This is a genomic window from Streptomyces sp. NPDC001135 (assembly GCF_053598395.1).
The window spans coordinates 101605-126797 of the sequence record NZ_JBSFKD010000016.1 but is presented as its reverse complement, the minus strand read 5'-3'; the positions used below and the strand labels follow the sequence as shown (position 1 = coordinate 126797).

29 protein-coding genes and 1 pseudogene are annotated in these 25193 nt (G+C 70.6%); 19 read left to right on the top strand and 11 right to left on the bottom strand.

Annotation, left to right across the window (positions count from 1 at the left end):
• Positions 1 to 98: 98 nt before the first annotated feature.
• A pseudogene (locus tag ACWC94_RS20930) lies at positions 99 to 410 on the top strand (hypothetical protein); the annotation flags it as partial.
• Here the strand turns inward: ACWC94_RS20930 and ACWC94_RS20925 are convergent.
• Entirely contained in the window at positions 383 to 820 is a 438-nt protein-coding gene (locus ACWC94_RS20925; RefSeq protein WP_010353923.1) for a hypothetical protein, read from the bottom strand. The pseudogene ACWC94_RS20930 and the gene ACWC94_RS20925 sit on opposite strands and share 28 nt — an antisense overlap.
• A gap of 592 nt (positions 821 to 1412) precedes the next feature.
• On the opposite strand from ACWC94_RS20925, the gene hemL reads away from it, so the two are divergent.
• The 8 genes from hemL to ACWC94_RS20885 all read left to right on the top strand — a co-directional run bounded on the left by hemL (position 1413) and on the right by ACWC94_RS20885 (position 9614).
• On the top strand, positions 1413 to 2729 hold the full coding sequence (hemL, locus tag ACWC94_RS20920; RefSeq protein WP_450798350.1) for a glutamate-1-semialdehyde 2,1-aminomutase: 1317 nt from the start codon (positions 1413 to 1415) through the stop codon (positions 2727 to 2729).
• Positions 2730 to 2776: 47 nt separating this feature from the next.
• Positions 2777 to 3436, top strand: a complete 660-nt coding sequence (locus ACWC94_RS20915) for a histidine phosphatase family protein (protein ID WP_450798348.1) — start codon at positions 2777 to 2779, stop codon at positions 3434 to 3436.
• Positions 3437 to 3584: 148 nt separating this feature from the next.
• Positions 3585 to 4847 carry a hypothetical protein gene (locus tag ACWC94_RS20910; RefSeq protein ID WP_450798347.1) on the top strand — a complete coding sequence of 421 codons (1263 nt, stop codon included), beginning with the start codon at positions 3585 to 3587 and terminating at the stop codon, positions 4845 to 4847.
• A 104-nt stretch (positions 4848 to 4951) separates the two neighbouring features.
• The gene (locus tag ACWC94_RS20905; protein WP_450798283.1) at positions 4952 to 5542 is read left to right on the top strand and encodes a TlpA family protein disulfide reductase; all 591 of its coding nucleotides are present in this window, start codon (positions 4952 to 4954) and stop codon (positions 5540 to 5542) included.
• 1 nt (position 5543) lies between these two features.
• The gene (locus ACWC94_RS20900) at positions 5544 to 6314 is read left to right on the top strand and encodes a cytochrome c biogenesis CcdA family protein (RefSeq protein ID WP_450798282.1); all 771 of its coding nucleotides are present in this window, start codon (positions 5544 to 5546) and stop codon (positions 6312 to 6314) included.
• A gap of 3 nt (positions 6315 to 6317) precedes the next feature.
• Positions 6318 to 8033, top strand: coding sequence for a cytochrome c biogenesis protein ResB (gene resB / locus ACWC94_RS20895; protein WP_450798281.1), 1716 nt, complete (start codon positions 6318 to 6320; stop codon positions 8031 to 8033).
• Positions 8030 to 9112 carry a c-type cytochrome biogenesis protein CcsB gene (gene ccsB / locus ACWC94_RS20890; RefSeq protein WP_450798280.1) on the top strand — a complete coding sequence of 361 codons (1083 nt, stop codon included), beginning with the start codon at positions 8030 to 8032 and terminating at the stop codon, positions 9110 to 9112. The genes resB and ccsB overlap by 4 nt, the downstream gene beginning before the upstream one ends.
• 25 nt (positions 9113 to 9137) lie before the next feature.
• Entirely contained in the window at positions 9138 to 9614 is a 477-nt protein-coding gene (locus ACWC94_RS20885) for an SRPBCC domain-containing protein (protein ID WP_450798279.1), read from the top strand.
• Here ACWC94_RS20885 and ACWC94_RS20880 read toward each other — a convergent pair.
• The 4 genes from ACWC94_RS20880 to ACWC94_RS20865 form a co-directional block, all read right to left on the bottom strand.
• Positions 9611 to 11026 (bottom strand): condensation domain-containing protein, encoded by a 1416-nt coding sequence (locus ACWC94_RS20880; protein WP_450798278.1) that lies wholly within the window; start codon positions 11024 to 11026, stop codon positions 9611 to 9613. The two genes, ACWC94_RS20885 and ACWC94_RS20880, sit on opposite strands and share 4 nt — an antisense overlap.
• Before the next feature lie 166 nt (positions 11027 to 11192).
• On the bottom strand, positions 11193 to 12170 hold the full coding sequence (locus ACWC94_RS20875) for an isopenicillin N synthase family dioxygenase (RefSeq protein ID WP_450798277.1): 978 nt from the start codon (positions 12168 to 12170) through the stop codon (positions 11193 to 11195).
• The gene (locus ACWC94_RS20870; RefSeq protein ID WP_450798276.1) at positions 12151 to 12600 is read right to left on the bottom strand and encodes a nucleoside deaminase; all 450 of its coding nucleotides are present in this window, start codon (positions 12598 to 12600) and stop codon (positions 12151 to 12153) included. The genes ACWC94_RS20875 and ACWC94_RS20870 overlap by 20 nt, the downstream gene beginning before the upstream one ends.
• 21 nt (positions 12601 to 12621) lie before the next feature.
• Positions 12622 to 13221 (bottom strand): TetR/AcrR family transcriptional regulator, encoded by a 600-nt coding sequence (locus ACWC94_RS20865; protein WP_450798275.1) that lies wholly within the window; start codon positions 13219 to 13221, stop codon positions 12622 to 12624.
• Positions 13222 to 13308: 87 nt separating this feature from the next.
• Here ACWC94_RS20865 and ACWC94_RS20860 point away from each other — a divergent pair, with 87 nt between their 5' ends.
• The gene (locus ACWC94_RS20860) at positions 13309 to 14082 is read left to right on the top strand and encodes an LppU/SCO3897 family protein (RefSeq protein WP_450798274.1); all 774 of its coding nucleotides are present in this window, start codon (positions 13309 to 13311) and stop codon (positions 14080 to 14082) included.
• 14 nt (positions 14083 to 14096) lie between these two features.
• Positions 14097 to 14318 carry a hypothetical protein gene (locus tag ACWC94_RS20855; protein WP_450798273.1) on the top strand — a complete coding sequence of 74 codons (222 nt, stop codon included), beginning with the start codon at positions 14097 to 14099 and terminating at the stop codon, positions 14316 to 14318.
• 16 nt (positions 14319 to 14334) lie between these two features.
• Here the strand turns inward: ACWC94_RS20855 and ACWC94_RS20850 are convergent, their stop codons facing one another.
• From ACWC94_RS20850 to ACWC94_RS20840, 3 genes are all read right to left on the bottom strand, one after another.
• Positions 14335 to 14688, bottom strand: a complete 354-nt coding sequence (locus ACWC94_RS20850; protein ID WP_450798272.1) for a hypothetical protein — start codon at positions 14686 to 14688, stop codon at positions 14335 to 14337.
• The gene (locus ACWC94_RS20845; protein WP_450798271.1) at positions 14685 to 15380 is read right to left on the bottom strand and encodes a DUF6232 family protein; all 696 of its coding nucleotides are present in this window, start codon (positions 15378 to 15380) and stop codon (positions 14685 to 14687) included. The genes ACWC94_RS20850 and ACWC94_RS20845 overlap by 4 nt, the downstream gene beginning before the upstream one ends.
• 131 nt (positions 15381 to 15511) lie before the next feature.
• On the bottom strand, positions 15512 to 16486 hold the full coding sequence (locus ACWC94_RS20840) for a quinone oxidoreductase family protein (protein ID WP_450798270.1): 975 nt from the start codon (positions 16484 to 16486) through the stop codon (positions 15512 to 15514).
• Positions 16487 to 16593: 107 nt separating this feature from the next.
• Here ACWC94_RS20840 and ACWC94_RS20835 point away from each other — a divergent pair, with 107 nt between their 5' ends.
• Both ACWC94_RS20835 and ACWC94_RS20830 read left to right on the top strand, forming a co-directional pair.
• Positions 16594 to 16917, top strand: coding sequence for an ArsR/SmtB family transcription factor (locus tag ACWC94_RS20835; RefSeq protein ID WP_450798269.1), 324 nt, complete (start codon positions 16594 to 16596; stop codon positions 16915 to 16917).
• A gap of 109 nt (positions 16918 to 17026) precedes the next feature.
• Positions 17027 to 17983 (top strand): DMT family transporter, encoded by a 957-nt coding sequence (locus tag ACWC94_RS20830; protein ID WP_450798268.1) that lies wholly within the window; start codon positions 17027 to 17029, stop codon positions 17981 to 17983.
• On the opposite strand, the gene ACWC94_RS20825 is transcribed toward ACWC94_RS20830, so the two are convergent.
• Together ACWC94_RS20825 and ACWC94_RS20820 are read right to left on the bottom strand one after the other, a co-directional pair.
• Positions 17871 to 18761 carry a LysR family transcriptional regulator gene (locus tag ACWC94_RS20825; protein WP_450798345.1) on the bottom strand — a complete coding sequence of 297 codons (891 nt, stop codon included), beginning with the start codon at positions 18759 to 18761 and terminating at the stop codon, positions 17871 to 17873. The two genes, ACWC94_RS20830 and ACWC94_RS20825, sit on opposite strands and share 113 nt — an antisense overlap.
• Positions 18761 to 19039: a PLD nuclease N-terminal domain-containing protein gene (locus ACWC94_RS20820; RefSeq protein ID WP_450798267.1), complete on the bottom strand. Its 279-nt coding sequence runs from the start codon at positions 19037 to 19039 to the stop codon at positions 18761 to 18763. Before ACWC94_RS20820 ends, ACWC94_RS20825 begins: the two co-directional genes overlap by 1 nt.
• Positions 19040 to 19171: 132 nt before the next feature.
• Between ACWC94_RS20820 and ACWC94_RS20815 the strand changes: the two genes are divergently transcribed.
• Positions 19172 to 19660 (top strand): DUF3515 family protein, encoded by a 489-nt coding sequence (locus ACWC94_RS20815; RefSeq protein WP_450798266.1) that lies wholly within the window; start codon positions 19172 to 19174, stop codon positions 19658 to 19660.
• Positions 19661 to 19669: 9 nt separating this feature from the next.
• Here the strand turns inward: ACWC94_RS20815 and ACWC94_RS20810 are convergent, their stop codons facing one another.
• A complete protein-coding gene (locus ACWC94_RS20810; RefSeq protein ID WP_450798265.1) occupies positions 19670 to 20245 on the bottom strand; it encodes a TlpA family protein disulfide reductase in 576 nt (191 codons plus the stop codon).
• Between the two features lie 88 nt (positions 20246 to 20333).
• Between ACWC94_RS20810 and ACWC94_RS20805 the strand changes: the two genes are divergently transcribed.
• The 5 genes from ACWC94_RS20805 to mqnE all read left to right on the top strand — a co-directional run bounded on the left by ACWC94_RS20805 (position 20334) and on the right by mqnE (position 25147).
• Positions 20334 to 21785 (top strand): menaquinone biosynthesis decarboxylase, encoded by a 1452-nt coding sequence (locus tag ACWC94_RS20805; protein WP_450798264.1) that lies wholly within the window; start codon positions 20334 to 20336, stop codon positions 21783 to 21785.
• Complete coding sequence (gene mqnP / locus ACWC94_RS20800; protein ID WP_450798263.1) at positions 21782 to 22684, top strand: menaquinone biosynthesis prenyltransferase MqnP; 903 nt, start codon at positions 21782 to 21784, stop codon at positions 22682 to 22684. The genes ACWC94_RS20805 and mqnP overlap by 4 nt, the downstream gene beginning before the upstream one ends.
• A 79-nt stretch (positions 22685 to 22763) precedes the next feature.
• A complete protein-coding gene (locus tag ACWC94_RS20795; RefSeq protein ID WP_450798262.1) occupies positions 22764 to 23411 on the top strand; it encodes a UbiX family flavin prenyltransferase in 648 nt (215 codons plus the stop codon).
• Positions 23412 to 23489: 78 nt separating this feature from the next.
• Positions 23490 to 23945, top strand: coding sequence for an Lrp/AsnC family transcriptional regulator (locus ACWC94_RS20790; RefSeq protein ID WP_031166822.1), 456 nt, complete (start codon positions 23490 to 23492; stop codon positions 23943 to 23945).
• Between the two features lie 38 nt (positions 23946 to 23983).
• Complete coding sequence (mqnE, locus tag ACWC94_RS20785; RefSeq protein WP_450798261.1) at positions 23984 to 25147, top strand: aminofutalosine synthase MqnE; 1164 nt, start codon at positions 23984 to 23986, stop codon at positions 25145 to 25147.
• Positions 25148 to 25193 lie beyond the last annotated feature (46 nt).

The following is a 25193-nucleotide window of genomic DNA, read 5'->3' as shown; positions in this document are numbered from 1 at the left end:
CGGGACAACCTCCAGCGTGTCACTGGACGGCTGAGCCCGCCCGCCGAGCAGGAGGGAGCCGACGGGTCCACTCCCGTCCGGTCGGTCCCCCTTCGCCCCCCCCGCGCCCGCAGATCACGACCAGCCACCCCAACGGCTGTCTCTGGAAGCGCGACCACGTCGACACCTGACTCGGCGACGCACCAGTCGTGCGGATCGGCGACGACTTCACCGCCCTCGATCACGAAGGGGCGAGGGAGCGCACGCTCCCGCAGGCACGCGCTCCGGCCCGGCTACGTGAGTACCTCGGCCACTCGGTCCCGGCTTCGCCCTGCGGACGTACACGCACCTGCCGCTGTCCAAGGCGCGTCAGTGCCCCAAGCGAAACCAGCGAAACCCCGGCTCAGGGCCACACCAGGCAATACGGCTGATGCCCCGCCTCGTGCAGCCGGTGGCTGAAGTCCTGCCACTCGTGCAGCAACTGGTACACGTTGAACGCATCCCGCGGCCCGCCCCGGTCCGGGACCGTCGACCAGATGAAGGCCGCCGCGCCGACCGCCTCCTCGCCGATGTCGCGCAGGGGGTCGACGACGGTCATGGGGAGTTTGACGACCGCGTAGTCGGGGTGCAGGACGACCAGTTCCAGCGGCGGGACCTTGTGCAGGGGGACGCCCTCGATGCCGGTCAGGACCATCGCGGCCATCGTCTCCGGCTTGATCTTGGTGAACATGCCGTTCATGCCCAGCTCGTCGCCGCCGAGTTCCTCGGGACGCATCGAGATGGGGACACGGGCCGCCGTCGCGCCGTCCGGCGCGCCGAAGTATTTGTATGTCACCCCCACCCGACCACCATTCCTGCTCCCCGCCCTCAGGCGGTCGGCCCGGTGGTCGAGCCGGCCGTCGACCGGTCGCTCCAGCTGGCTCTCCAGCTGCCGATCACCGTGCCGGTCGTACCGCTCGGGCTCACTCGGTACACCCTGTGCCTGACGTGCGTCGCTCTGCCGTGCTTCGGTCGATTCCTCCGCGTCGCGCCGGTGCCTTCCCCGCCGGGCACGTCGAGGACCCAGGTCATCAGTCCCCTCGCCCAGTCCGCCACCGCGATGCATATCTCCACCCGACTGCTTTTCTAGGACGCGTGGCCCCCGCCGCGCAACCCGATCATCGTGTCAGTGACCTCCCCCACGGCCGCCCGCCGAAACGTGCGGTGAAACAACAGTCCACGGGTTCTTGTCCGGCCCCTGATCATTACGTGCGTAAGAGCTGTGTGTATCAGGTGTCAGTCTCGCAGATGGCGGATGGCGGCGCTTGGATCTTGGGACGCGGTGCCTGGATCCCGAGGCGGGCCACGCGCCCGTCGGGTCGCGGCCTACCCTGAGGAGGTCACCCCAGCAGCCGGAGTCCGAGAAGCCGGAGAAGCAGCACGTCATGAGTGCCCTGAGCGAAACGCCCTATCCCTACGACGCGCCCGCCTCCCAGGCGCTCTTCGACCGAGCCTCCACCGTCACCCCCGGCGGTGTGAACTCGCCGGTGCGCGCCTTCCGTGCCGTCGGCGGCACGCCCCGCTTCATGGCGTCCGGCCGCGGCCCGTACCTCACCGACGCCGACGGCCGCGAGTACGTCGACCTCGTCTGCTCCTGGGGGCCGATGATCCTCGGGCACGCGCACCCCGAGGTCATCGCCGCCGTCCAGGAGGCCGTCGCCCGCGGTACGTCCTTCGGCACGCCCGGTGAGGGCGAGGTCGCGCTCGCCGAGGAGATCGTCGCCCGGGTCGAGCCCGTGGAGCAGGTGCGGCTGGTCAGCAGCGGCACCGAGGCGACCATGAGCGCCATCCGGCTCGCCCGTGGGTTCACCGGGCGGTCGAAGGTGATCAAGTTCGCCGGGTGCTACCACGGGCACGTGGACGCACTGCTCGCCGCCGCCGGGTCCGGGGTCGCGACCTTCGCGCTGCCCGACACCCCGGGTGTCACCGGCGCCCAGGCCGGCGACACGCTCGTGCTGCCGTACAACGACCTGGAGGCCGTGCACGAGGCCTTCCACCGGCACCCGGGTGAGATCGCGTGCGTGATCACCGAGGCCTCGCCCGGGAACATGGGCGTGGTGCCGCCGGACCCGGGGTTCAACCAGGGGCTCAAGGACGCCTGCCACAAGAACGGCGCCCTCTACATCTCCGACGAGGTCATGACCGGGTTCCGCACCAGCCGCGCCGGCTGGTACGGCGTCGACGGGGTCAAGCCGGACCTGATGACCTTCGGGAAGGTCATGGGGGGCGGTTTCCCCGCCGCCGCCTTCGGCGGGCGGGCCGACGTCATGGCCCACCTCGCCCCCGCCGGGCCCGTCTACCAGGCCGGCACCCTCTCCGGGAACCCCGTCGCCACCGCCGCCGGGCTCGCCCAGCTGAGGCTGCTGGACGACGCGGCGTACGAGACGGTGAACGCCGTGTCCGCGCAGATCCAGTCACTGGTCACCGAGGCGCTGGGCAAGGAGGGTGTCGCGCACCGGGTGCAGACCGCCTCCAACATGTTCTCGGTGTTCTTCACCGACCGGCAGGTGCGCACCTACGAGGACGCCAAGCGGCAGGAGTCGTACCGCTTCACCGCGTTCTTCCACTCGCTGCTGTCGAACGGCGTCTACCTGCCGCCGTCGTCCTTCGAGTCCTGGTTCGTGTCCACGGCCCACGACGAGCGGGCCATCCAGAAGATCGCCGACGCCCTTCCGGCGGCGGCCCGGGCGGCTGCGGAGGCCACCGCGTGAGCATCAGCAACGGCAGCAGGGACAAGGACGTCACCGTCGTCCATCTCATGCGGCACGGTGAGGTGGACAACCCGGACGGGGTTCTGTACGGGCGGCTGCCCGGGTACCACCTGTCCGAGCTGGGGCGGCAGATGGCCGACCGGGTCGCCGAGCACCTCGCCGCGCGGGACGTGACGTACGTCTGCGCCTCGCCGCTGGAGCGGGCGCAGGAGACGGCCACCCCGGTCGCCAAGACGCACGGCCTCGACCTGGACACCGACGAGCGGCTCATCGAGGCCGACAACGTCTTCCAGGGCAAGACCTTCGGGGTGGGGGACGGCGCGCTGCGCAAGCCCGAGAACTGGAAGCACCTGGTCAACCCGTTCAAGCCGTCCTGGGGTGAGCCGTACGTCGACATCGTCGTGCGGATGATGGGCGCGCTGAACGCGGCCAAGGACCAGGCGCGCGGGCACGAGGCGGTGCTGGTCAGCCATCAGCTGCCGGTCTGGATCGTGCGGTCCTACGTCGAGCGGCGGCGGCTGTGGCACGATCCGCGCAAGCGGCAGTGCACGCTCGCTTCCCTGACGTCTTTCACCTACCTGGGCGACAGGATCGTGTCGGTCGGCTACAGCGAGCCCGCCATCGATCTCGTCCCGGTCCACCTGCGGGCCGGTGCCAAGCCGCAGAAGGGCACGGGCACCGCCCAGGGGAAGGCCTTCGGCGCCTGACCCAGCGGTTTCTGACGGTCCGTTTGGCGCTGCTTAGCGTGCTTTTTCGGTATCCGTTACGAAAACCATACAAATCAACGGAACCTCCCCGATCGTCGCGCCCTCTGACTGGGTGACCATCAGCAGGCGCAACGAATCGGGGAACTCCATGCGCACCGTCTCCCGGACCCTCTCCCGCAGGGGAATGCTCGGACTCGGCGCGGGCGTGGCGGCCTCCGCCACCCTGGCCGGCTGCGGGAGCCACACGTCATCGGACGGCTCCGGGCACCCGGACGGTTCCGGTCAGGGGAAGAACGCCGAGGGCGGCGCCGGCTCGCGTCCGGGCAAGCCGATCGGGGACGGCTCCACGTCGTACACGGGCAAGCAGCCGCACCAGCCGAACAAGCCCGAGCCGCTCCAGCCGGGCCAGACCCCGCCGCAGTTCGTCATCTTCTCCTGGGACGGTGCCGGCGAGGTCGGCAACGGACTCTTCCCGCGCTTCCTGGATCTCGCCAAGGAGCACGGCGCGAGCATGACCTTCTTCCTCTCGGGGCTGTATCTGCTGCCCGAGTCGAAGAAGCGGCTGTACCTGCCCCCGAACAACCCGCGCGGCGCCTCCGACATCGGCTACCTCACCGACGAGCACATCAAGGCGACCCTCGCCAACGTGCACCGGGCCTGGCTGGAGGGCCACGAGATCGGCACCCACTTCAACGGGCACTTCTGCGGCGAGACCCACGGCTCGGTCAAGTGGTGGACCCCGCAGCAGTGGAAGAGCGAGATCGAGCAGGCCAAGTCGTTCGTGAAGCAGTGGCGGACCAACACCGGCTGGCACGACCTGCCCTCGCTGCCCTTCGACTACGACAAGGAACTGGCCGGCGGCCGTACGCCCTGCCTCCTGGGCCAGAACAACCTGCTGCCCACCGCCCGCGAGCTGGGCTGGCGCTACGACGCCTCCTCGCCGGGCGGCCGCCAGGTGTGGCCGGAGAAGAAGCTCGGGATCTGGGATCTGCCGCTGCAGCAGATACCTTTCCCCGGACATTCCTTCGAGGTGCTCTCGATGGACTACAACATGCTCGCCAACCAGTCCGTGAACTCCACCAAGGCGCCCGCCTACAACTACCCGGGCTGGCGCAAGCAGTCCGCACAGGCCTACATATCAGGCTTCCAGCGGGCATACGAGACCAACCGGGCGCCGCTGTTCATAGGCAACCACTTCGAGCACTGGAACGGCGGCATCTACATGGACGCTGTCGAGGAGGCCTTCAAGCACATCGCGCGGGAGAAGGAGAAGGGCGCGGACGTGCGGCTGGTCTCCTTCCGGCAGTTCGTCGACTGGATGGACGTGCAGAAGCCCGAGGTGCTCGCCAAGCTGCGCACCCTGGGTGTCGGGCAGAAGCCCACCGCCGGCTGGAAGCAGTTCCTGGTCTGAGCGCGGTGCCGGAAATGTCCTGTGTAAATACGCCCTGAAATGCGGTTTTCCGCCCGGCAGGGGGGCGCCACCGATCGCCGGAACGGGCATGCGAAACTTTTCACATGAGTACCCGTAGCCGCGCCGTCCTGCTCGGTGCCGTGGCCGCCGTGGCGGGCCTGACCCTGTCCGCGTGCGGCAAGGGCGGCATGTCCGGCGGCGGTGGCAACACCAACTTCGTCACCGGCCACAACGGCATCGAAACCGTGCCCGCAGGCAAGCGTGCCGCGGCCCCGGACCTGTCCGGCGAGACCATCGACGGCAAGACGCTGGACGTCGCCCGGTACAAGGGCCAGGTCGTCGTCATCAACGTCTGGGGCTCGTGGTGCGGCCCGTGCCGCGAGGAGGCGCAGTACTTCTCCAAGGTGTCGAAGCAGTACGAGGGCAAGGGCGTGCAGTTCGTGGGCATCAACACCCGCGACACCAGCACCACCCCCGCGGTCGCCTTCGAGAAGGAGCACGGCATCGGCTACCCGAGCCTGTACGACCCGTCGGGCAAGCTGATGCTCCGCTTCGAGAAGGGGACGCTCAACCCGCAGCTGATCCCCTCCACGCTCATCATCGACCGGCACGGGAAGGTCGCCGCGAGGGCCCTGGAGGCGCTCGACGACACCTCCCTGCTGGACATGCTCAAGCCGGTCCTCGCGGAGAAGTGACGTGAGCGCACTCGTGACGCTGGCTGCGACGGGCCAGAACCAGACCGTACTCAACGGCGCCCTGATCGTCGCCGCGCCGATCGCCCTGATCGGCGGGCTCGTCTCGTTCTTCTCGCCCTGTGTCCTGCCGCTCGTCCCCGGCTACCTCTCCTACGTCACCGGGGTCGCCGGCACGGACCTGGCCGAGGCCAGGCGCGGGCGGATGGTCGCCGGAGCCTCCCTGTTCGTGTTCGGCTTCAGCGCCGTGTTCGTCTCGACCGGGGCGCTGTTCGGCTTCTTCGGCCGCAATCTGGTCGACTACCAGGACACCCTCTCCAAGGCGCTCGGCGTGCTCATGATCCTCATGGGCGTGTTCTTCATGGGGCTGCTGCCCGGCCTCACCCAGCGCGAGTTCCGCTTCCACCGGCGGCCGGTGACCGGCCTGGTGGGCGCTCCCGTACTGGGGGCGCTCTTCGGCATCGGCTGGACCCCCTGCCTGGGCCCGACCCTCTCCTCCGTGAGCTTCCTCGCCATGCGCGAGTCCAGCGCCGGGCGCGGCGCACTCCTGTTGGTCGTCTACTGCATCGGTCTGGGCATTCCCTTCGTCCTCACGGCGGTCGCCTTCCGCAAGGCGCTCGGCGCCTTCGGCTGGGTCAAGCGCCACTACGCCTGGGTGATGCGCGTCGGCGGCTCGATGATGATCGTGACCGGTGTGCTGCTGCTGACCGGTGCGTGGAACAGTCTGGTGCAGCAGTTGCAGATCTGGTCCGGCGGCTTCGATGTGGGGATCTGACCGATGAGCAAGACCGAAACGGACAACAGCCGGGACCAGGACGACCTCGGCGCGGCCGGCTCCCAGCTGTCCACCGCGCCGCGCGAGGAACTCTCCTCCGTGCCCGGCCTCGGCGTCATCGGCTGGGTCCGCTGGTTCTGGCGGCAGCTGACCTCCATGCGGGTCGCGCTGCTGCTCCTCCTGCTGCTCTCGCTCGGTGCGATCCCCGGCTCGCTGATCCCGCAGACCGGCGCCGACCTGAACAAGGTCGACGAGTTCCGCAAGGCCCACAAGACGCTCGCGCCCGTCTACGACAAGCTCGGCCTGTTCCACGTCTACAGCTCGGTGTGGTTCTCCGCGATCTACATCCTGCTGTTCGTCTCCCTCATCGGCTGCATCGTCCCGCGCACCTGGCAGTTCGTCGGCCAGCTGCGCGGCCGGCCGCCGGGCGCGCCCAAGCGGCTGACCCGGCTGCCCGCGTACACGACGTGGCGTACGGAGGCCGACCCCGAGCAGGTCCGCGAGGCCGCGCTCGCCCTGCTGAAGAAGCGCCGCTTCCGCGCCCACGTCGCCGGTGACGCGGTCGCCGCCGAGAAGGGCTATCTGCGCGAGCTGGGCAACCTCGTCTTCCACATCGCCCTGATCGTGCTGCTGGTCGCCTTCGCCTCCGGCCAGCTGTACAAGTCGGACGGCACCAAGCTGGTCGTCGAGGGCGGCGGCTTCGCCAACGCGCTCCCGAACTACGACGACTTCAAGTCGGGCAGCCTGTTCCAGAACGACGACCTGGTGCCGTTCAGCTTCGACCTGAAGGACTTCAAGGGCACCTACGAGGTCACCGGCCCGAACAAGGGCACGCCGCGCACCTTCGAGGCGAAGATCGACTACAGCGAGGGTGCGTACGGCAAGGAGAAGCCGACCACCATCAAGGTCAACCAGCCGCTGCACATCGGCGACGCCAAGGTCTACCTGGTCAGCCACGGCTACGCGCCCGTCATCACGGTCCGCGACGGCAAGGGCAACAAGGTCTTCCACGACGCCGTGCCGCTGCTGCCGCTCGACGGCAACGTCACCTCCAACGGCGTGGTGAAGGTCTACGACGGCTACCGCAACCCGCAGGGCAGGACGGAGCAGCTCGGTTTCCAGGCGTTCTTCGTGCCGACGTTCAACCCGAAGAGCGGCACGATGCTCTCGCAGTTCCCCGCGCTGGTGAACCCGCTGCTCGCGGTGAACGCCTACCACGGCAACCTCGGCGGCGTGAACGCGGGCATGGCGCAGAACGTGTACCAGCTGGACAAGACGCGGATGAAGGCGTTCAAGGACAGCAAGGGCCAGCTGCTGAAGAAGCTCCTGCAGCCGGGTGACACGCTCACGCTGCCGAACGGCGCCGGGTCCATCACCTTCGAGAAGGACGTCAAGGAATGGGCCGGCTTCGAGATCGTCCAGGAGCCCGGCAGCGGCTGGGCGCTCGGCGGCGCCCTCGCCGCGATCCTCGGTCTGGCCGGGTCCCTGTTCATCCAGCGACGCCGGGTGTGGGTGCGCGCGGTGCGCGGCGCCGACGGCGTGACGGTCGTCGAGATGGCCGGGCTCGGCCGTAGCGAGTCCGCCAAGGTGCCCGAGGAACTGGGCGATCTCGCCGGAACCCTCTACGACCGGGCGCCGGGGGCTGCCGACCCCGACGACGATCCCGACGACGACTCCACCGAATCTCCCGTCGTACCTGCCGAAGGGGCTGAGAAGTGACTCTCGCCGCCGCAACCAACGAACACCTCGCGAGCATCAGCAACACGCTGATCTACTCGTCGATGGCCGTCTACACCCTGGCCTTCTTCGCGTACATCGCCGAATGGCTCTTCGGCAGCCGCAGCAAGGTGGCCCGCACGGCCGCCGCGCTCACGGCGGAGACCGGGTCCGCCCAGGGCCCGGCCGTCACCGCCAGGCAGGCGGGCGGGGGCACCGCCGTGCTGGAGCGGCCCAAGGTCGTCGTCCGCTCGGCGTCCGGCGCCCGTGACGTGCCGGACGGGCCCGGCGCGCACGGCGGGGACGAGCAGGGCGACCTCTACGGCCGTATCGCCGTCTCGCTCACCGTGCTCGCCTTCCTGGTGGAGCTGGGCGGTGTGGTCTGCCGCGCGGCCTCCGTGCAGCGGGCGCCGTGGGGCAACATGTACGAGTTCAACATCACCTTCTCCACCGTCGCCGTCGGGGTGTACCTCGCGCTGCTGGCGCTGAAGAAGAACGTGCGCTGGCTCGGGCTGTTCCTGATCACCACGGTCCTCCTCGACCTCGGACTCGCCGTCACCGTGCTGTACACCGCGAGCGACCAGCTGGTTCCCGCGCTGCACTCGTACTGGCTGTACATCCACGTCTCCACCGCGATCTTCTGCGGCGCGGTGTTCTACGTCGGCGCGGTCGCCACGATCCTGTACCTGTTCAAGGACTCGTACGAGACCAAGCTGCAGACCGGCGGCAAGCCCGGCGCGTTCGCGACCTCGGTGCTGGAGCGCCTGCCCGCCTCCGCGTCCCTGGACAAGTTCGCCTACCGGGTGAACGCGGCGGTGTTCCCCCTCTGGACGTTCACGATCATCGCGGGCGCGATCTGGGCGGGCGACGCCTGGGGCCGGTACTGGAACTGGGACCCGAAGGAGACCTGGTCCTTCATCACCTGGATCGCCTACGCCTGCTACCTGCACGCCCGCGCGACGGCCGGCTGGAAGGGCCGCAAGGCCGCCTACCTGGCGATGCTGGCCTTCGGCTGCTGGCTGTTCAACTACTACGGCGTCAACATCTTCGTCAGCGGCAAGCACTCCTACGCGGGCGTGTGAGCCGCGGGTCGCCCACACTGGTGTCATGAGCGGTTCCATCGCACAGGGCATCAGCCAGACCCACGGGAACACGCACATACTCCACCTCCTGGTGCGGCTCCCGGGGCGCATGGAGGACGTCTGGCCGGCGGTGGCCACCCCCGAGGGACTCGGGGCGTGGTGCACCGCCGTCGACGTTCTGGAACCCAGACTCGGTGGTGCGGTCACCCTGCGGGACCTGGGCTCCGGCCGGGTCACGGCCTGGGACGTGGACCGGGTCGCGGAGTACACCGTCGCGGGCGGGCGGATCCGGTTCCATCTGGAGCGGGACGAGGGTGGCGGCTGCGTGCTGCGGTTCACGCACGAGTCCCAGGGCGAGGGGGAGTCGGAGCAGGGCTGGCGGGCCCGGTTCGAACGCCTGATCGGTCCCGGGGAGGGTCCGCGGGCCGTTCCGGGTCAGGAGCTCTCACGGCCCGCACAGCCCTCGGAGCCCGCGGAGCCCCTTCCCGGGCAGTTCACCTAGGACACCGCGGACAGGCTTCCGTGGGCCACCGAGGCGATGTGGTCGCGCAGCCGCTCGACGTACAGCCGCAGGTTCTTCGCCGCCACGTCCGTGTCCGGGTACCGGCTCGCCAGCCACAGCCCCTCGTGCAGCCGGTTCACCCACACGCACACCTGATCGCCGTACGACACCCGCAGCAGGGCGTGCGCCCGCTGCTCCGCCCAGTGGTCGGCGCCGGGAACGGCCCGTGTGTCGACGTAGGACACGATCGAGTACAGGTCGGGTGAGGTCGGCCGGAAGTCCGCGCCGAGCAGGCGCAGCACCCGGGCCAGCGGCATCCGGGCCAGGGACCGGTTGGCCTGCAACTGCGCACGCACCGCCCGCAGGGTCTCCGGGAAGCCCGCCGTGCGGCCGACCGGGACCTCGATGGGGGCGCCGCCCACGTACCAGCCCACCGAGTCGTTCCACCGCGACTTCACCCGGGTGTGGAACGGCACCACGGTCCGGTACACCGACTGCCCGCCCAGCTCGTGCACGATCAGCCCGGTCGCGGCCAGCAGGCCGACCATGCTGCCGCCGTACGGCCTGCAGTACGCCTCGAACGCCGCCGCCTCGTCCGCGTCCGTCAGCGGCTCGCACAGCATGCGCTGCTTCGGCAGCGGGCCGCCCGGTTCCAGCCCGAGGTCGACCGGGAAGCCCGGCAGCGTGCCGTCGCAGCGCCGGATGAACTCGCGCCAGCGGTCGACGACCGTGTGCCGGCCGTCGATGCCGTCCGCGTCGGCCCGCTCGATCTCGCAGAAGTCGACGTAACTGGCCGCGGGCGGCAGGGAGCCGGGCTCGGTGCCGGCCAGGGTCGCCGTGTACAGCTCGTGGATCTCGGCGGCGATCCGGGTCAGGGAGTAGGCGTCGACGTTGCTGTGGTCGAACGCCATGTACACGCTGGCGCCGTCGTCCCGTACGACCGCGGTGTAGATCAGGTTCGGCCAGCGCAGCGCGTCCGCGACGGTGTCGAAGCGGTCCTGGAGGTGCCGGACCAGTTCGTCGGCGTCGCCGAAGTCGCCCGCCTCCTCCCGGTGCAGGGACACGTCCGTGGCGTCCAGCGTGAAGCGGCGCAGTTCGTCCCCGGAGGGGCCCGCCCAGCGGAAGCCGCTGCGCAGCGTCTCGTGCCGCACCGTCCAGGCGCGCAGCGCCTCCTGGAGCGCGTCGAGGTCGACCGGGCCCGGCAGGTCGAAGGCGGTGCCGAGCCAGGTCGGCACGAACAGCCCGTCCTCCCGGACGCACCTGGCCGTCCTGATGTGCGACTCCTGGATGTAGGCGGGCGGCCGGGAGTCCTCCGGCAGTGCCGTCGCCGCCGCCACGGTCGCCGGGCTCAGCGTCCACTCGACGAGCCGTCCCGGTCGGACCTCGCAGCGCTGGATGTCAGTGATTCGCACGCGTCTCCTATCGGCATAAAAAGGGGGGCCCTGAAGACGGGCCCCCTGGATGGCAATGCCGTGGGACGCGGCCGGGACATGCCCGCCCGGTTCATTTCAACGGATCGGGTGGCAGACCGAACGCGGGAGTGAATAACCCACGGTGACGCGAGGGGCGGGGGTGGGGTCAGCCGACGGTGATCGAGTCGAGCTTCTCGCGCAGGTAGACGTGCGAGTCGACGGGCGGGTACGCCACCCGGCCCACCGGCGCCGGCACGGACTCCACCCGGGTGCCCGGGGTGCACTCGCCGAAGTACACGAGCGAGATCAGCTCCTCGGCGGGCGCGTCGAGCGGCGGCGGAAGCACCCGGTGCCGTCCGGACCGCCACCGGTCACCCGTCCAGCGGGCCAGCAGGTCCCCGACGTTGACGGTGAAGGCGTCCGGGTCGTACGGCGCGTCCTCCCAGCCCCCCGCGTCGGTGTGGATCTGCAGTCCGCCCTTCCCGGCCTGCCGGTCGAGGATGGTCACGGTCCCGAAGTCGGTGTGCGGCCCGATCCGGAACTGTCCCGGCAGCGGCTCGCCGGTCACCTCCGTGCCCGGATACCAGTTGATGTTGAAGCCGTACGTCGGATGGTCCATGTGCCGGGAGAAGAAGTCGCGCTCCAGCCCCAGCGCGTGGCCCAGCAGCGACAGCAGCTCCTTCTCCAGAGCGGCCATCTCCGCCAGGTAGCGCCGGCACAGCACCCGCAGCGCGGGAACCTCGGCCGGCCACACGTTGGGCGCGTACCACTCCGCGTTGACGACGGGATCCTCGAACGGTTCGTCGGTCGCGAAGGTCAGCGACTCCTTCAGGTCGGGCGGGGTCTCGGTGCCCTCCGCGTACCCGTTGGCCTCGGCGCCGGGCCCGAGCCATCCCCGGCCGCCGACCTTCGCCTCGTACGCCTGCTTGACCTCGACGGGCAGCAGGAAGAACTCCCGCGCGGCCGCCCGGATCCCGGCCCGCAGTCCCGGTTCCACCCCGTGCCCGGTGACCAGCAGGAACCCGGCGGTCCGCAGGGCCCGGTCGACGGTGCGGGCGAGGGTGCCGCGGGCCTGCTCGTCGCCGTCCAGCCAGGGCCCCAGGTCGATGGTGGGAACACGTGCACTACTCACCGATGTCCTCATTCCACAGCTCCGGGTTGTCCTTGACGAAGTCCGTCATCAGTGCGGTGCACGCGGGGTCGTCGAGCAGGACGATCTCCACGCCGTGCGCGGCGAGCCAGTCGTGGCCGCCGTGGAAGGTGGCGGCCTCCCCGATCACCACCCGGGAGATGCCGAACTGGCGGACCAGGCCGCTGCAGTACCAGCACGGGGAGAGCGTGGTGACCATGGTCGTGCCGCGGTACGTGCGCTGCCGCCCCGCCGCGCGGAACGCGGCCGTCTCCGCGTGGGCCGAGGGGTCACCGTCCTGGACCCGGCGGTTGCGGCCGCGGCCGAGGAGGGTGCCGTCGGGGGCGTAGAGCGCGGCGCCGATCGGGACCCCGCCCTCGGCCAGCCCGGCACGGGCCTCGTCGAGGGCGGTGGCGAGCCAGGCCCGGGCCTGTCGTTCATCCATGCCCTCACTTCTTCCCGTCGCTCACCCCCCGGCAGACACCGACCGCCAGATCCGCTCCGGGAGGAGCACCGCCGCCTGGTCCAGGTCCACGTCCTCGACACCGGACAGCCAGCGGCGGGCGACGCCGACGACCGGGCCGAGGATCAGGGACTCCAGCAGCGGGACCGGGAGCGGAGCGAGGTCGCCGCGGGCCACGTACCGGTCCGCCCACTGTCCGAGCGGTGACAGCCGGGCCTCCTGGGCGTCCCGGAGCCGCTTGCCGTCGGCCATGCCCCGCCGGTCGGCGTACGAGGAGTGCAGCAGCAGCGCCGCCTCCCGGTGCTCCTGCACGAAGTTCAGGTAGGCGCGGACGAGGGCACGAATACCGGTATGGGGGGTACGGGTGTGTTCCAGCGCCGCGACCAGCTCGCCGAGCAGCCGGCCGAGCCACCGCGTCAGCAGGGCGTCCATCAGCCCGTCGACGCTGCCGAAGTGGTGGTACAGGCTGCCGAGGCTCACCCCGCTCTCACGGGTGATCGCCGCGACCGTCAGCCCCTGCTCGCCCGAGGCGGAGTAGACCCGCAGTGCGGCGTTCAGGAGCTGTTCGACCGTGGCCTCGCCACGTTGCTGCTTGGGGCTCATATTGAAGTGCTTTTCTAGAAAGAAATTTTAGTTCTGTGGGCCGTGGGCCCACACTGGTTGCCTCATCCTCACATCCAGGAGCGGCTGGTGTCGTCACCCGAGAATCAAGGAACCCCCGAGATCCCCGTCTCCCTCACCCCGCAGCAGGCCGCCTCCGGGACCGTCCTCAGACTGCCGCCGGGCACGGGTGTTCCGCCCGTCCGCATACCCCCGGTGCGCGACGGCGACGTCGTACGGCTGCGTACCGCCGACGGCGAGGTGCGCCTGCGGATCCGCGTCACGGCGTCCCCCGCCGCGGCGGGCTCCGAGAAGAAGCAGGGCCTCGCCTGTCTGGGGGTGCTCGGGGTCGTCGCCGTCGTCGTGCTGCTCCTGGTGCTCACGAACCACGGCGGCGGCAGCGACGACGCGTCCGACGACACGGCCGGCTCGTCGTCGTACTCGCCGTCGTACCCGACCGCCACGGCGACCGACGAGCCGTACACCGGCGACCCGTACAGCAGTGACCCGTACAGCAGCGCTCCGGACACCGGCAGCACCTACTCCAGTGACCCGTACGGCACCGGTGACCCCTACGGCACCCCGAGCCCGGACCCGAGCCCCTACACCTCGGGCACCTGCCTCAACGGCACCCTGCCGGACTCCACCACCGCGCAGTCCGTCAGCGGTGTGGAGGAGGTCTCCTGCTCCGCGTCCGACGCGCACTACAAGGTGATCGAGACCATACCGCTGACCTCGGACATGAGCCGCTGCAACGACAACCCCCGAACCCAGTACGCCTTTTCCTCGCGCTACACGATCAACGGGGCGACCGTCAACGAGTACGTGTACTGCCTGGTGGGCCTCGGCTCGTACGCACGCTGAAACAGGGGGAAGAGGTGAACGGGGAACACAACGGGGTCGAGCCGCTCGAGGGGAGCTCGACTGCGGATCGGCAGGACGGGGTGGACGGCTCCGGCACCCTCCGCTGGACGACCGGCACCGGCGACTCCCTGCGCACGGTCTACGACGGCGGCTGCCTCGACCTCGCCTTCGGAGGCGGCGTGGCCGAGGCGAGCTGTCAGTCGGGGGCGTCCTCGCAGAGCTGGGCCCGGACGTGACAGTGCCGCCGCAGGGCTACCCGTTGATCATCCCGATGACCGCCCGTACGGCCTCGGCCACCGGCTGCCCGACCGCCCCGACGGCGGCGGCGATCCCGGCGATCGACCGCAGCGCCCGGTGCCGCTCCAGCGCCGGCACGGCGGCGTCGGGGCTGAGGGCGGGCAGGGACTCGTCCAGGAGCTGGGCGTCGGGCGATGACACCTGGGCCCGCAACTCCGCCACGAGACCGTTCAGTTCGGCGAGGGCGGCGGCCAGGGCCGGGTCCTGCTGCCCGGCCCCCGCGCCGCCCTGGTTCTTGACGATGCCCTGGTTGCCCTGGCCGCCGTACATGTTCACGTTGTCGCCGTAGTAGTAGTTCGTGCCGCTCATGCGCCGATCCCCACGTTTCCGCTGCCGCCGTACATGTTGACGTTGTCGCCGAAGTAGTAGTTCTTCGGCGAGACGGTGAGGCTCTCCACCGTCACCTTGAACTCCGCGTCCGGATGGTCGATGGCGTAGGAGATCTGGCCGACGACCTGGTCCAGATAGCGCTGGTCCCGGCTGGTGACCAGCGCCGTGGAGGCGCCCGAGGTCTCCACCGCGAGCACGTGGTGCGGTGCGGCGCCCAGGACCGAGATCATCTCGATGAGGAAGTAGATCTCGGCGAAGAGGGCCACGATCCAGACGAAGGTGACATAGCCCGCGGCGCCGGAGCTGTGCCCCCCGCCTCCATCGGTCGCGAGGGAGGGCAGGCCGGGCAGCATCGCGATGAACCCGACGACCAGCGTCCCCGCGGTGTACCGCAGGAACCGCAGCACCGCCTCCTTGCGCTTGGGGCGCAGGACGAAGGTGTAGACGCGGGCGATGTTCGCCAGCGGGTACACCGCCGCGCCGATCCAGAGGATCCGCTTGCTGACCCGGAGATCGACCCGGTCCGGCGCCGGCCGCGCGGGCGGCGCGGGGACGTCCGGCGTGAGCGGCGCCGTGGTGTGCGCGGCGGGCGGGGCCGCGGGCGCCGGAGGGGAGGCCTGCGCGGTCGGTGGATCCTGGGCCGGGCGTTCGGGTGGCTGGCCGGTCTGCATCTGTTTCTGTCCCCCAGAGGTCAGGCGATCCCTCGCAACTCAGTGACGACCATTAACCACATCCCCGGTGGGCGATGGCAAGTCGTCGGCGGCTGCGAAGTGATGCTGGGGGACGGCGAGTTGACGGCTGCTCAGCCGGTCACGCGGAGCAGCAGCTTCCCCGTGCTCGACCGTCCTCCCATCAGCCGGTGCGCCTGCGCCGCCTCCGCGAGGGTGAACTCGGCCGTCACCGGCAGGGTCACCGTCCCGTCGACCGCCTTCGCCAGCGCCTGCTCCGTCAGCCGACGCAGCGCGTCAGGTGCCGTCCTGGCCAGGGTCAGGACGGAGAAGCCGGACACCGTGACGCCGAGCGGGTACAGCTCGGGCTGGCCCACGCTCCACGGCTCGGCGCCGCTCGCGTTGCCGAAGGAGACCAGGCGCCCGAAGGGGGCCAGCGAGGCCAGTCCGGCGCGCAGGGTGTCGCCGCCGACGGGGTCCAGTACGAGGTCGGCGCCGCGCCCGCCGGTCGCCTCGCGCACCTGCTCCTGGAAGGCGCCGACGAACACCTCGTCGTACCCGTGGTCCTTGGCGTGGGCGGCCTTCGCGGCCGAGGACACCACGCCGTACACCGCCCCGGCGCCCGCGGCCCGCGCGAGCTGCCCGACCGCCGTGCCGACCCCGCCCGCCGCGCCCTGGACGAGGACCGACTCGCCGGGCTGGAGCCGGCCGACGGTGTGGACGAGGGCGTACGCCGTGGTCAGGACCGTCGGCAGGGTCGCGGCGGTGCGCAGGTCCAGGCCGGCCGGGACCGGGAAGACGGTCGTCGCCCCGGCCACCGCGACCTCCGCGTATCCGCCGCCCTCGGTGTGTGCCACCACCTCCTGGCCGACGGTCAGGCCCGTGACCCCGGAGCCGAGCGCACGGACGCGGCCGGAGACCTCCAGGCCGGGGACGTAGGGGAGTGCGGGTACCCGGTAGCCGTCCGAACGGGCCTTCAGGTCGGCGAAGTTCACGCCGGTGTACGCCACGTCGATGCTCACCTGCCCCGGGCCTGGTTCCGGCGCCCGGGCCGTCACCAGCCGCAGCACCTCGGGACCGCCGTACTCCTGGAACTCCACCGCGCGCATGCCGCACCCCCGGTTCGACTGTTCAATCAAAAGCGAACACTCGCGAGTGTATGGTTTTCGTCGAACACTCGGCAAGCGGAAGCGGAAGACGAAGAGGGGAGCGTGGCGTGGTAGCCGGCAGTCACCGGGCCGCCCCGGAGCACACCCACCCGGACGACGTGCCCGTCCTCACGGCGCTCGCCGCCCTCGCCGACCCCGTGCGCCTCACCCTGGTGAGGGAGCTGGCCGGCTCCGCCGACTGGAGCCGCAGCTGCGGCAGCTTCGACGTGCCGGTCGGTAAGGCGGCCCTCAGCCACCACTTCGCGGTGCTGCGCGGCGCCGGGCTCGTGGAACAGCGCGACGAGGGACCCAAGCGGGTCAACCGGCTGCGCCGGCCGGAGTTCGACGCCCGCTTCCCGGGCCTGCTGGACCTGGCCCTCCGGGGCGACTGACCGGGCCGAGCGGCTCACCTGCCCGTATCGGCGGCGCCGATGGCCCCATCGGCAGCGCCCCGCACCGGCGCGTGGCACCCGGTCGGGGCCCGGTCCTAGCGTCGGTGCCATGACCTCGGAACTCAAGGGCACCGCCCAGCTGACCACCGCCATGATGCTCTCCGGCACCCTCGGCGTCTTCGTCGTCGAGTCGGGAGCCCCGCCCTTCGACGTCGTCTTCTTCCGCGTCCTGTTCGGCGCCCTCGCCCTCGGCGGCTACGTCACCGCCCGCGGCTGGCTGCGCGACCACGGCTTCACCCCGCGCACCCTCGGACTCGCCGTGCTCGGCGGGGTGTTCATCGTCTTCAACTGGGTGCTGCTCTTCCAGTCGTACCGGAACACGTCCATCTCCGTCGCCACGGTCGTGTACCACACCCAGCCGTTCTACGTGGTCCTCCTCGGCGCCCTGCTGTTCCGCGAACGGCTCACCGCCGCCAAGGCCGGCTGGATCGCCGTGGCCTTCGCCGGGCTGGTCCTGGTCTCGGGCGTCACACCCGGCGACTTCGCGAGCGGCGGGTCGTACCTGACCGGCATCGGCCAGGCCCTCCTCGCCGCCCTGCTCTACGGCCTGTCCACCCTGGTCACCAAGCGGATCACCGGGGTGCGCCCGCATCTGATTGCCCTCGTCCAGGTCCTGGTCGGCATCCCGCTGCTGCTCCCCTTCGCGGACTTCGGCGCCATGAGCGGCACCGGCTGGGGCTGGGGCTGGCTGGCCGGGCTCGGTCTGATCCACACCGGCGTGATGTACGTCCTCATGTACGCCGCGTACGCCAAGCTGCCGACCTCGAAGATCGCCGTGCTCGCCTTCGTCTACCCGGCCGTGGCGATGCTGACGGACTGGGCGGTGTACGGCCACCACATCGGGCTCGTCCAGGCACTGGGCGTCCCGCTGATCGTGACGGCCAGCCTCCGGGTCACCCTCGCCCGTCCTGCTCGGCGAGCAGCCTCCGCGCCCGCTCCACGAACAGCCGCGCATGCGCCGGAAGCCGCTTCCCGGCCCGCCACGCCAGCTGCGTCCGAAGCGTGAACGGCGGCTCCCAGTCCAGTCGTACGACAGAGCCCTCCGCGAGTTCGGCGGCGACCGTCACCTCGGGCAGCAGCGCGACCCCGAGGCCGGCCGCCGCCGCGCGCTTGGTGGCCTCGATCGTGCCGAACTCCATGAACTCCACCGGCTTCAGCGCCGTCAGCTCCCGCTCGAACAGGTCACGGTAGGCACAGCCCGGCTCGGTGGCCAGCAGGGGCTGCCCGGTCAGCTCCGCCGTCGTGACCGCCGCCCCGGCCAGGGCGTGCCCGGGTGCCGCCACCAGGGCCAGCGGTTCCACCGCCAGCACGGCGGTCTCCAGCCCCGGGTGCTCGGTCTCCTCCTCCATCAGGAACCCGACGTCGTACGTGCCCTGACGCAGCGCCTGCCGGGTCTCGTCGCCGATGGTGGTGCGCAGCGCGAGGCGCACCTTGGGGTGGCGGTGGTGGAAGTACTCCAGCAGCGGCGGCAGCCGGTAGGAGGTCAGGGACTCCATCGTGCCGACGGTCAGGGTGCCGGACGGCTCCTCCGGCTCGACGACCACCGCCCGGGCCTCCTCGGTCAGTTCGATGATCTGCCGGGCGTACGGCAGCAGCCGCTCACCGGCCTCGGTGAGCCGGATCCGGCTGCCGAGCCGGTCGAACAGCTCCACACCGAGGGAGGCCTCCAGGGTGCGGATCTGACCGGTCACACTGGACTGGGCGTACGCCAGCTCGGCCGCGGCCCGGGTGAAGCTCAGTACGGTGGCGACCTTCTCGAAGGTGACGAGCAGCCGGAGTTCCATCACGCGTCCCGGTCGTCCTTGCCGAGGGACTTGAGGAACTCGGGGTTGTCGTCGGGCGCGACCCAGGCGGGTGCGGAGCCGCCGGCCGCGGCCTGCCGCACCCGGCCGGTGATCAGCCAGGCGACCGGACCGACCAGCACCTCGCCGAAGAGCAGGATGACGATCACCCACACCACCTTCGGCAGATGCCGCACCTCTTCCTCGGGGGTGTTCAGGCAGTCCACGAAGGCGTAGATCCACAGGGCCAGGACCAGCAGGAACGGCAGATACCTGAGCATTGGCGTGCGATCCCCCGACGATGTGAGACGGCCCCGGTGACCGGGCCAGAGTAGCGGTTGGCCATGATGGACCCCCGCATGATCGCTGCCCGTGCACCGGGGGGCCCGTGCACCGGGGGAGAGGTGGCCGCGATGAGGACCGGCGCGCGCAGGAGACGGGCGGCGGCCTGGCTGGCCGTCGGGGGACTGGTCCTCGGGGGCGTGCTGGTCGCGCGGGAGCTGGCCTCTCCGGTGTTCGGCATGCGGCAGGGACCGCTGGCGAAGGACCCGGCGTGCGCCCGGATCGCCGCGCACTACCCGGACCGCCTGGACGGCGACCGGCTCGACCCGTTCGGCTACGAGGGGCTCGCGGCCTGGGGGCACGGGAAGGTCCGCCTGCGCTGCGGCCTCGTCCCGCCCGCCCCGGCGAAGGACCCGTGCGTCGCGGTGAACGGCGTGGACTGGGTGCTGCGGGAGGCCGCCGCGCGCGACGGGCACGACGTGCTCGTCACCTACGGCCGCCGGCCCGCCGTCGAGGTGACGCTCTCGGCCTCGGTACGGCAGACCGACACCGTGCTCATGGAGCTGAGCCGGCTGGTCGCACCGGTACGCCAGAGCGACCACTGCCTGGCCCGCCACTGAACGGGGGACTCAGCGCGCCCCGTCCGCCTTCTCGGCGAGCAGCGGACGCGTGACCGAGCGCACGTCCGCCTCGGTGAGCGCGACCAGGCCCTGCGCGGCGATCCTTCCCTCCCGGTCGACGAACAGCGTGTACGGCAGCGTCCGCGCCAGGTACTTCCCGGGCAGCCGGTGGACGAGCTGCCGGCTGCCGGGGTCGTACAGGCTCGGGTAGGCCAGGCGGTGGTCGCTCGCGAAGGCCCGGCCCTGGGAGCGGTCGGCGTCGGTGTCCACGCCCAGCACCTGGACGCCCTTGACCGCCAAGTGCCGCTGGGCCTGCGAGAGTTCGGGCGCCTCTGCACGGCACGGGCCGCAGTAGGCGGCCCAGACGTTGAGGACGACGACCTTGCCCCGGTAGTCGGACAGCCGGATGCGGCCGCCGTCGAGCGTGGTGCCGCTGAGGTCGGGTGCGGCCCGGCGGTCGGCGGCCGGGACGCGGATCACCGCGGGCGCGGCCGAGCCGCCCGTGTCCTGCTGGGGCGTGCACGAGGCGAGCGCGACCAGCGCGACCAGCGGAACCAGGAGTCGTGACACGCGACGACGTCTCATGATCGACGAGTATCCCAGCCACGCCGGACCCCGGCCGGGGCAGGGGTGGGCGCAGGGACGCGGCGGTAGGTCGGCGATACTTGGGCGCATGGCTTACGACGATCTTCGCTCCCTGCTGCGGGCGCTGGAGCGCGAGGGCGACCTCAAGCGCATCAAGGCCGAGGTCGACCCGTATCTGGAAGTCGGGGAGATCGTCGACCGGGTGCAGAAGTCCGGCGGCCCGGCCCTGCTCTTCGAGAACGTGAAGGGCTCGGCGATGCCGCTGGCCATGAACGTCTTCGGCACCGACCGCCGCCTGCTGAAGGCGCTGGGCCTGAAGTCGTACGGCGAGATCTCCGAGAGGATCGGCGGCCTGCTGCGGCCCGAGCTGCCGCACGGCTTCGTCGGTGTGCGCGAGGCCTTCGGCAAGCTCGGCGCGATGACGCACGTGCCGCCGAAGAAGGTGAAGGAGGCTCCGGTCCAGGAGGTCGTCCTGCACGGCGACGAGGTCGACCTCGACCGGCTCCCGGCCCTGTTCACCTGGCCGCAGGACGGCGGTTCCTTCTTCAACCTGGGCCTGACCCACACCAAGGACCCCGAGAGCGGCATCCGCAACCTGGGCCTGTACCGCCTGCAGCGCCACGACCGGCGCACCATCGGCATGCACTGGCAGATCCACAAGGACAGCCGCAACCACTACCAGGTCGCGGCGCGGCGCGGCGAGCGCCTGCCGGTGGCCATCGCCTTCGGGTGTCCGCCCGCCGTGACGTACGCCTCCACCGCCCCCCTCCCCGGCGACATCGACGAGTACCTGTTCGCCGGGTTCATCGCGGGCAGGCGGATCGAGATGGTCGACTGCAAGACGGTCCCGCTCCAGGTGCCCGCGAACGCCGAGGTCGTGCTGGAGGGCTGGCTGGAGCCGGGGGAGATGCTGCCCGAGGGCCCCTTCGGCGACCACACCGGCTTCTACACGCCGCAGGAGCCGTTCCCCGCGCTGAAGATCGACTGCGTGACCATGCGGAAGCGTCCGCTGCTCCAGTCGATCGTGGTGGGCAGGCCCCCGACGGAGGACGGCCCGCTCGGCCGTGCCACGGAGCGCTTCTTCCTGCCCCTGCTCAAGATCATCGTCCCGGACATCGTGGACTACCACCTGCCCGAGGCCGGCGGCTTCCACAACTGCGCGATCGTCTCGATCGACAAGAAGTACCCGAAGCACGCGCAGAAGGTGATGCACGCGATCTGGGGGGCGCACATGATGTCCCTGACCAAACTGATCGTGGTCGTGGACTCCGACTGCGACGTGCACGATCTGCACGAGGTCGCCTGGCGGGCCCTCGGCAACACCGACTACGCCCGTGACCTCACGGTCGTCGAAGGCCCCGTCGACCACCTCGACCACGCCTCCTACCAGCAGTTCTGGGGCGGCAAGGCGGGGATCGACGCCACGAAGAAGTGGCCGGAGGAGGGCTACACGCGGGACGGGGGCTGGCCGGACATGGTCCTCTCCGACCCCGACACGGCGGCCCTGGTCGACCGCCGCTGGAAGGAGTACGGCCTGTGAGCAGCGCCTCCGCAGCGATCCCGCAGCCGGGACGCACCAAAGCCTTCCTGCGCCTGGTGATGATCGAGCACTCGGTCTTCGCGCTGCCCTTCGCCTACATCGCCTCCCTCACGGCGATGTACGAGGGGGACGGGAACATCCACTGGGGCCGGCTGCTGCTGGTCACCGTCTGCATGGTGGGCCTGCGCACCTTCGCGATGGCGGTCAACCGCATCATCGACCGCGAGATCGACGCCCGTAACCCGCGCACGGCCCACCGGGAACTGGTGACCGGTGCGATGTCGGTCCGGCACGCCTGGACGGGCGCCCTGATCGCCCTGGTGGTCTTCCTCGGCGCGGCGGCCCTGCTCAACCCGCTGTGCCTGGCCCTCGCCCCGGTCGCCGTCGTCCCGATGGTGGTCTACCCCTACGGCAAACGGTTCACGAACTTCCCGCAGGCCATCCTCGGGCTCGCCCAGTCCATGGGCCCGATCGGCGGCTGGCTCGCGATCTCCGGTTCCTGGGACTGGGACGCGGTGATCCTCGGCCTGGCCGTCGGTGTCTGGATCGGCGGCTTCGACCTGATCTACGCCTGCCAGGACGTCGACACCGACCGCGAGATCGGTGTCATGTCGGTCCCGGCCCGCTTCGGCGTCCCGGCGGCGATCTGGGGCGCGCGGGCCTGCCACACGGTGACGACGGCCCTGTTCGTCTGGTACGCCCTGGCCACCCACGCCGGGGCCCCCTTCTGGCTGGGCCTGGCGATCGTCGCGGGTGCCTTCGTCTACGAACACCGCATCGTCCGCCCCCACGACCTGTCCCGTCTCAACCGGGCGTTCTTCTCGGTCAACGGGTTCATCGGCATTGCCCTGTTCGTGTGCGCCCTGCTGGATCTGCTGGTGCGCGGTCTGACGGTCTGACGAATCCCGGGCCACCCGGCCTGAACCCTGGCCGACCCACCGGTACGCTCAAGGTGTGAACGCAGGAGAAACGCAGCGCGTGCCTTGGATCGTGGGGGTGTCCGGTGCTTCCGGGACGCCGTATGCGGCGGCCGTACTGCGGGCGCTGCTGGAGGCGGGCGAGGCGGTCGACCTGGTGGTCAGCCGGGCCTCGCGGCTGACGCTGCTGGACGAGACGGGGATCTCGTTCCGGGACGCCCACTGGCAGGACGACCTGCGTGAATGGCTGGCCCGGGGTGCCGACGGCAAGCCCGGGACCTTCGACGTGGACATCAGCGGGGTGCGGTACTGGAGCGCGGGCGACCTCGCCGCCGGTCCGTCCTCGGGGTCGTACCCGGCGAAGGGGATGCTCATCGTGCCCGCGTCCACCGCCTGCGTGGCCGGTGTGGCGCTCGGTCTGTCCAAGGATCTGCTGCAGCGCGTGGCGAGCGTCACCCTGAAGGAGCGCCGGCCGCTGGTGGTCTCGGTGCGGGAGACGCCGCTGAACGGGCAGACCCTGCGCCACCTGGTCGCCCTGGACGACGCCGGTGCCACCGTCGTACCGGCCTCGCCCGCCTTCTACGCGGGCGCCACCCACATCCAGGACCTGGTGGACTTCGTCGCCGGACGGGTGCTGGACGCGGCCGGCGTGCGGCACGGCCTGTACCGGCGCTGGAAGGGCGAGCTGGGCAGCGGCACGGACCGGTAGCGCACATCGCAGGCACATCGCAGTACGTCGCATCACTTCAGGAACTCTTCAGACTCTTCAGCGGAAGGCTTCGATCGCATGGACGCGGTGGACAGGCAGCTCATCCAGGCCCTGAGGGAGAACGGCCGGGCCTCGTACGCGGAGCTGGGGCGCCTCGTCGGCCTGTCGGGCCCCAGTGTCACCGACCGCATCAACCGGCTGGAGGCGGCCGGTGTCATCACCGGCTACCGCGCCACGGTGAACGCGGCCTCGCTCGGTCTCGGCGTGACCGCCCTGATCGGCATCTCGCTCTCCGACGCCGCCGATCACGAGGACGTCGCGCAGCGGCTGCGGGACCTGCCGGAGATCGAGGACTGCTGGTTCATCGCCGGCGACGACTCCTACATGCTCAAGGTGCGCTCGTCGGACGTCGACGGTCTGGAGAGGACCATCCGCCGGCTGAGCGGCACCAAGGGCGTCTCCCGGACCCGTACCACCATCGTGCTGTCCACGAAGTGGGAGAACCGGGTCGGGGAGCTGCCCGAAGAGGTCTAGGGATACCGTTGGTCGGGCTGTCGTAGAAAGGTGTTGGCATGGACGTCGGGCTCAAGCGCGAGCTGGAGGAGAAGGTCCGCTCCGGTGAGCGGCTGACCCGCGAGGACGGCATCGCGCTGTACGAGTCGGACGACCTGGCGTGGCTCGGCGGCCTCGCCCACGAGGTGCGCACCCGCAAGAACGGCGACGTGGTGCACTTCAACGTCAACCGGCACCTGAACATGACCAACGTGTGCACGGCCTCCTGCGCCTACTGCTCGTTCCAGCGCAAGCCGGGCGAGAAGGACGCGTACACGATGCGCATCGAGGAGGCCGTCAAGCTCGCCAAGGCGATGGAGTCGGAGAACCTCACCGAGCTGCACATCGTCAACGGCCTGCACCCGAACCTGCCCTGGCGCTACTACCCGCGTTCGCTCAGGGAGCTGAAGCAGGCCCTGCCGAACGTCTCCCTGAAGGCCTTCACGGCGACGGAGATCCACCACTTCGAGACGATCAGCGGTCTGTCCGCCTCGGAGATCCTGGACGAGCTGATCGACGCGGGGCTGGAGTCGCTGACCGGCGGTGGCGCGGAGATCTTCGACTGGGAGGTCCGGCAGCACATCGTGGACCACCGCACCCACTGGGAGGACTGGTCCCGTATCCACCGCCTGGCGCACGAGAAGGGCCTGAAGACCCCGTGCACCATGCTGTACGGCCACATCGAGGAGCCGAGGCACCGGGTCGACCACGTTCTCCGTCTGCGCGAACTGCAGGACGAGACGAACGGCTTCCAGGTCTTCATCCCGCTGCGCTACCAGCACGACTTCGTGGACATGCAGGACGGGAAGGTCAGGAACCGCCTGCAGGCCCGCACCCAGATGGCGACCGGCGCGGAGGCCCTCAAGACCTTCGCCGTCTCCCGGCTGCTCTTCGACAACGTCCCGCACGTGAAGGTCTTCTGGGTCATGCACGGCGTGCAGACCGCGCAGCTGGCCCTGCAGCACGGCGCGGACGACATGGACGGCTCGGTCGTCGAGTACAAGATCACCCACGACGCGGACAACTTCGGTACGCCGAACAAGCTGACCCGTGAGGACCTGCTGGAGCTGATCCGCGACGCCGGCTTCCGCCCCGTGGAGCGGAACACCCGCTACGAGATCATCCGCGAGTACGACGGCCCCGACCCGGAGCGCAGGGAGTCCCCCCAGCCGATGCGGGTCTGACCCCGGGCGGCTTCGCCCGTGAAAAGGCGGGGCCCCAGGGGTACCC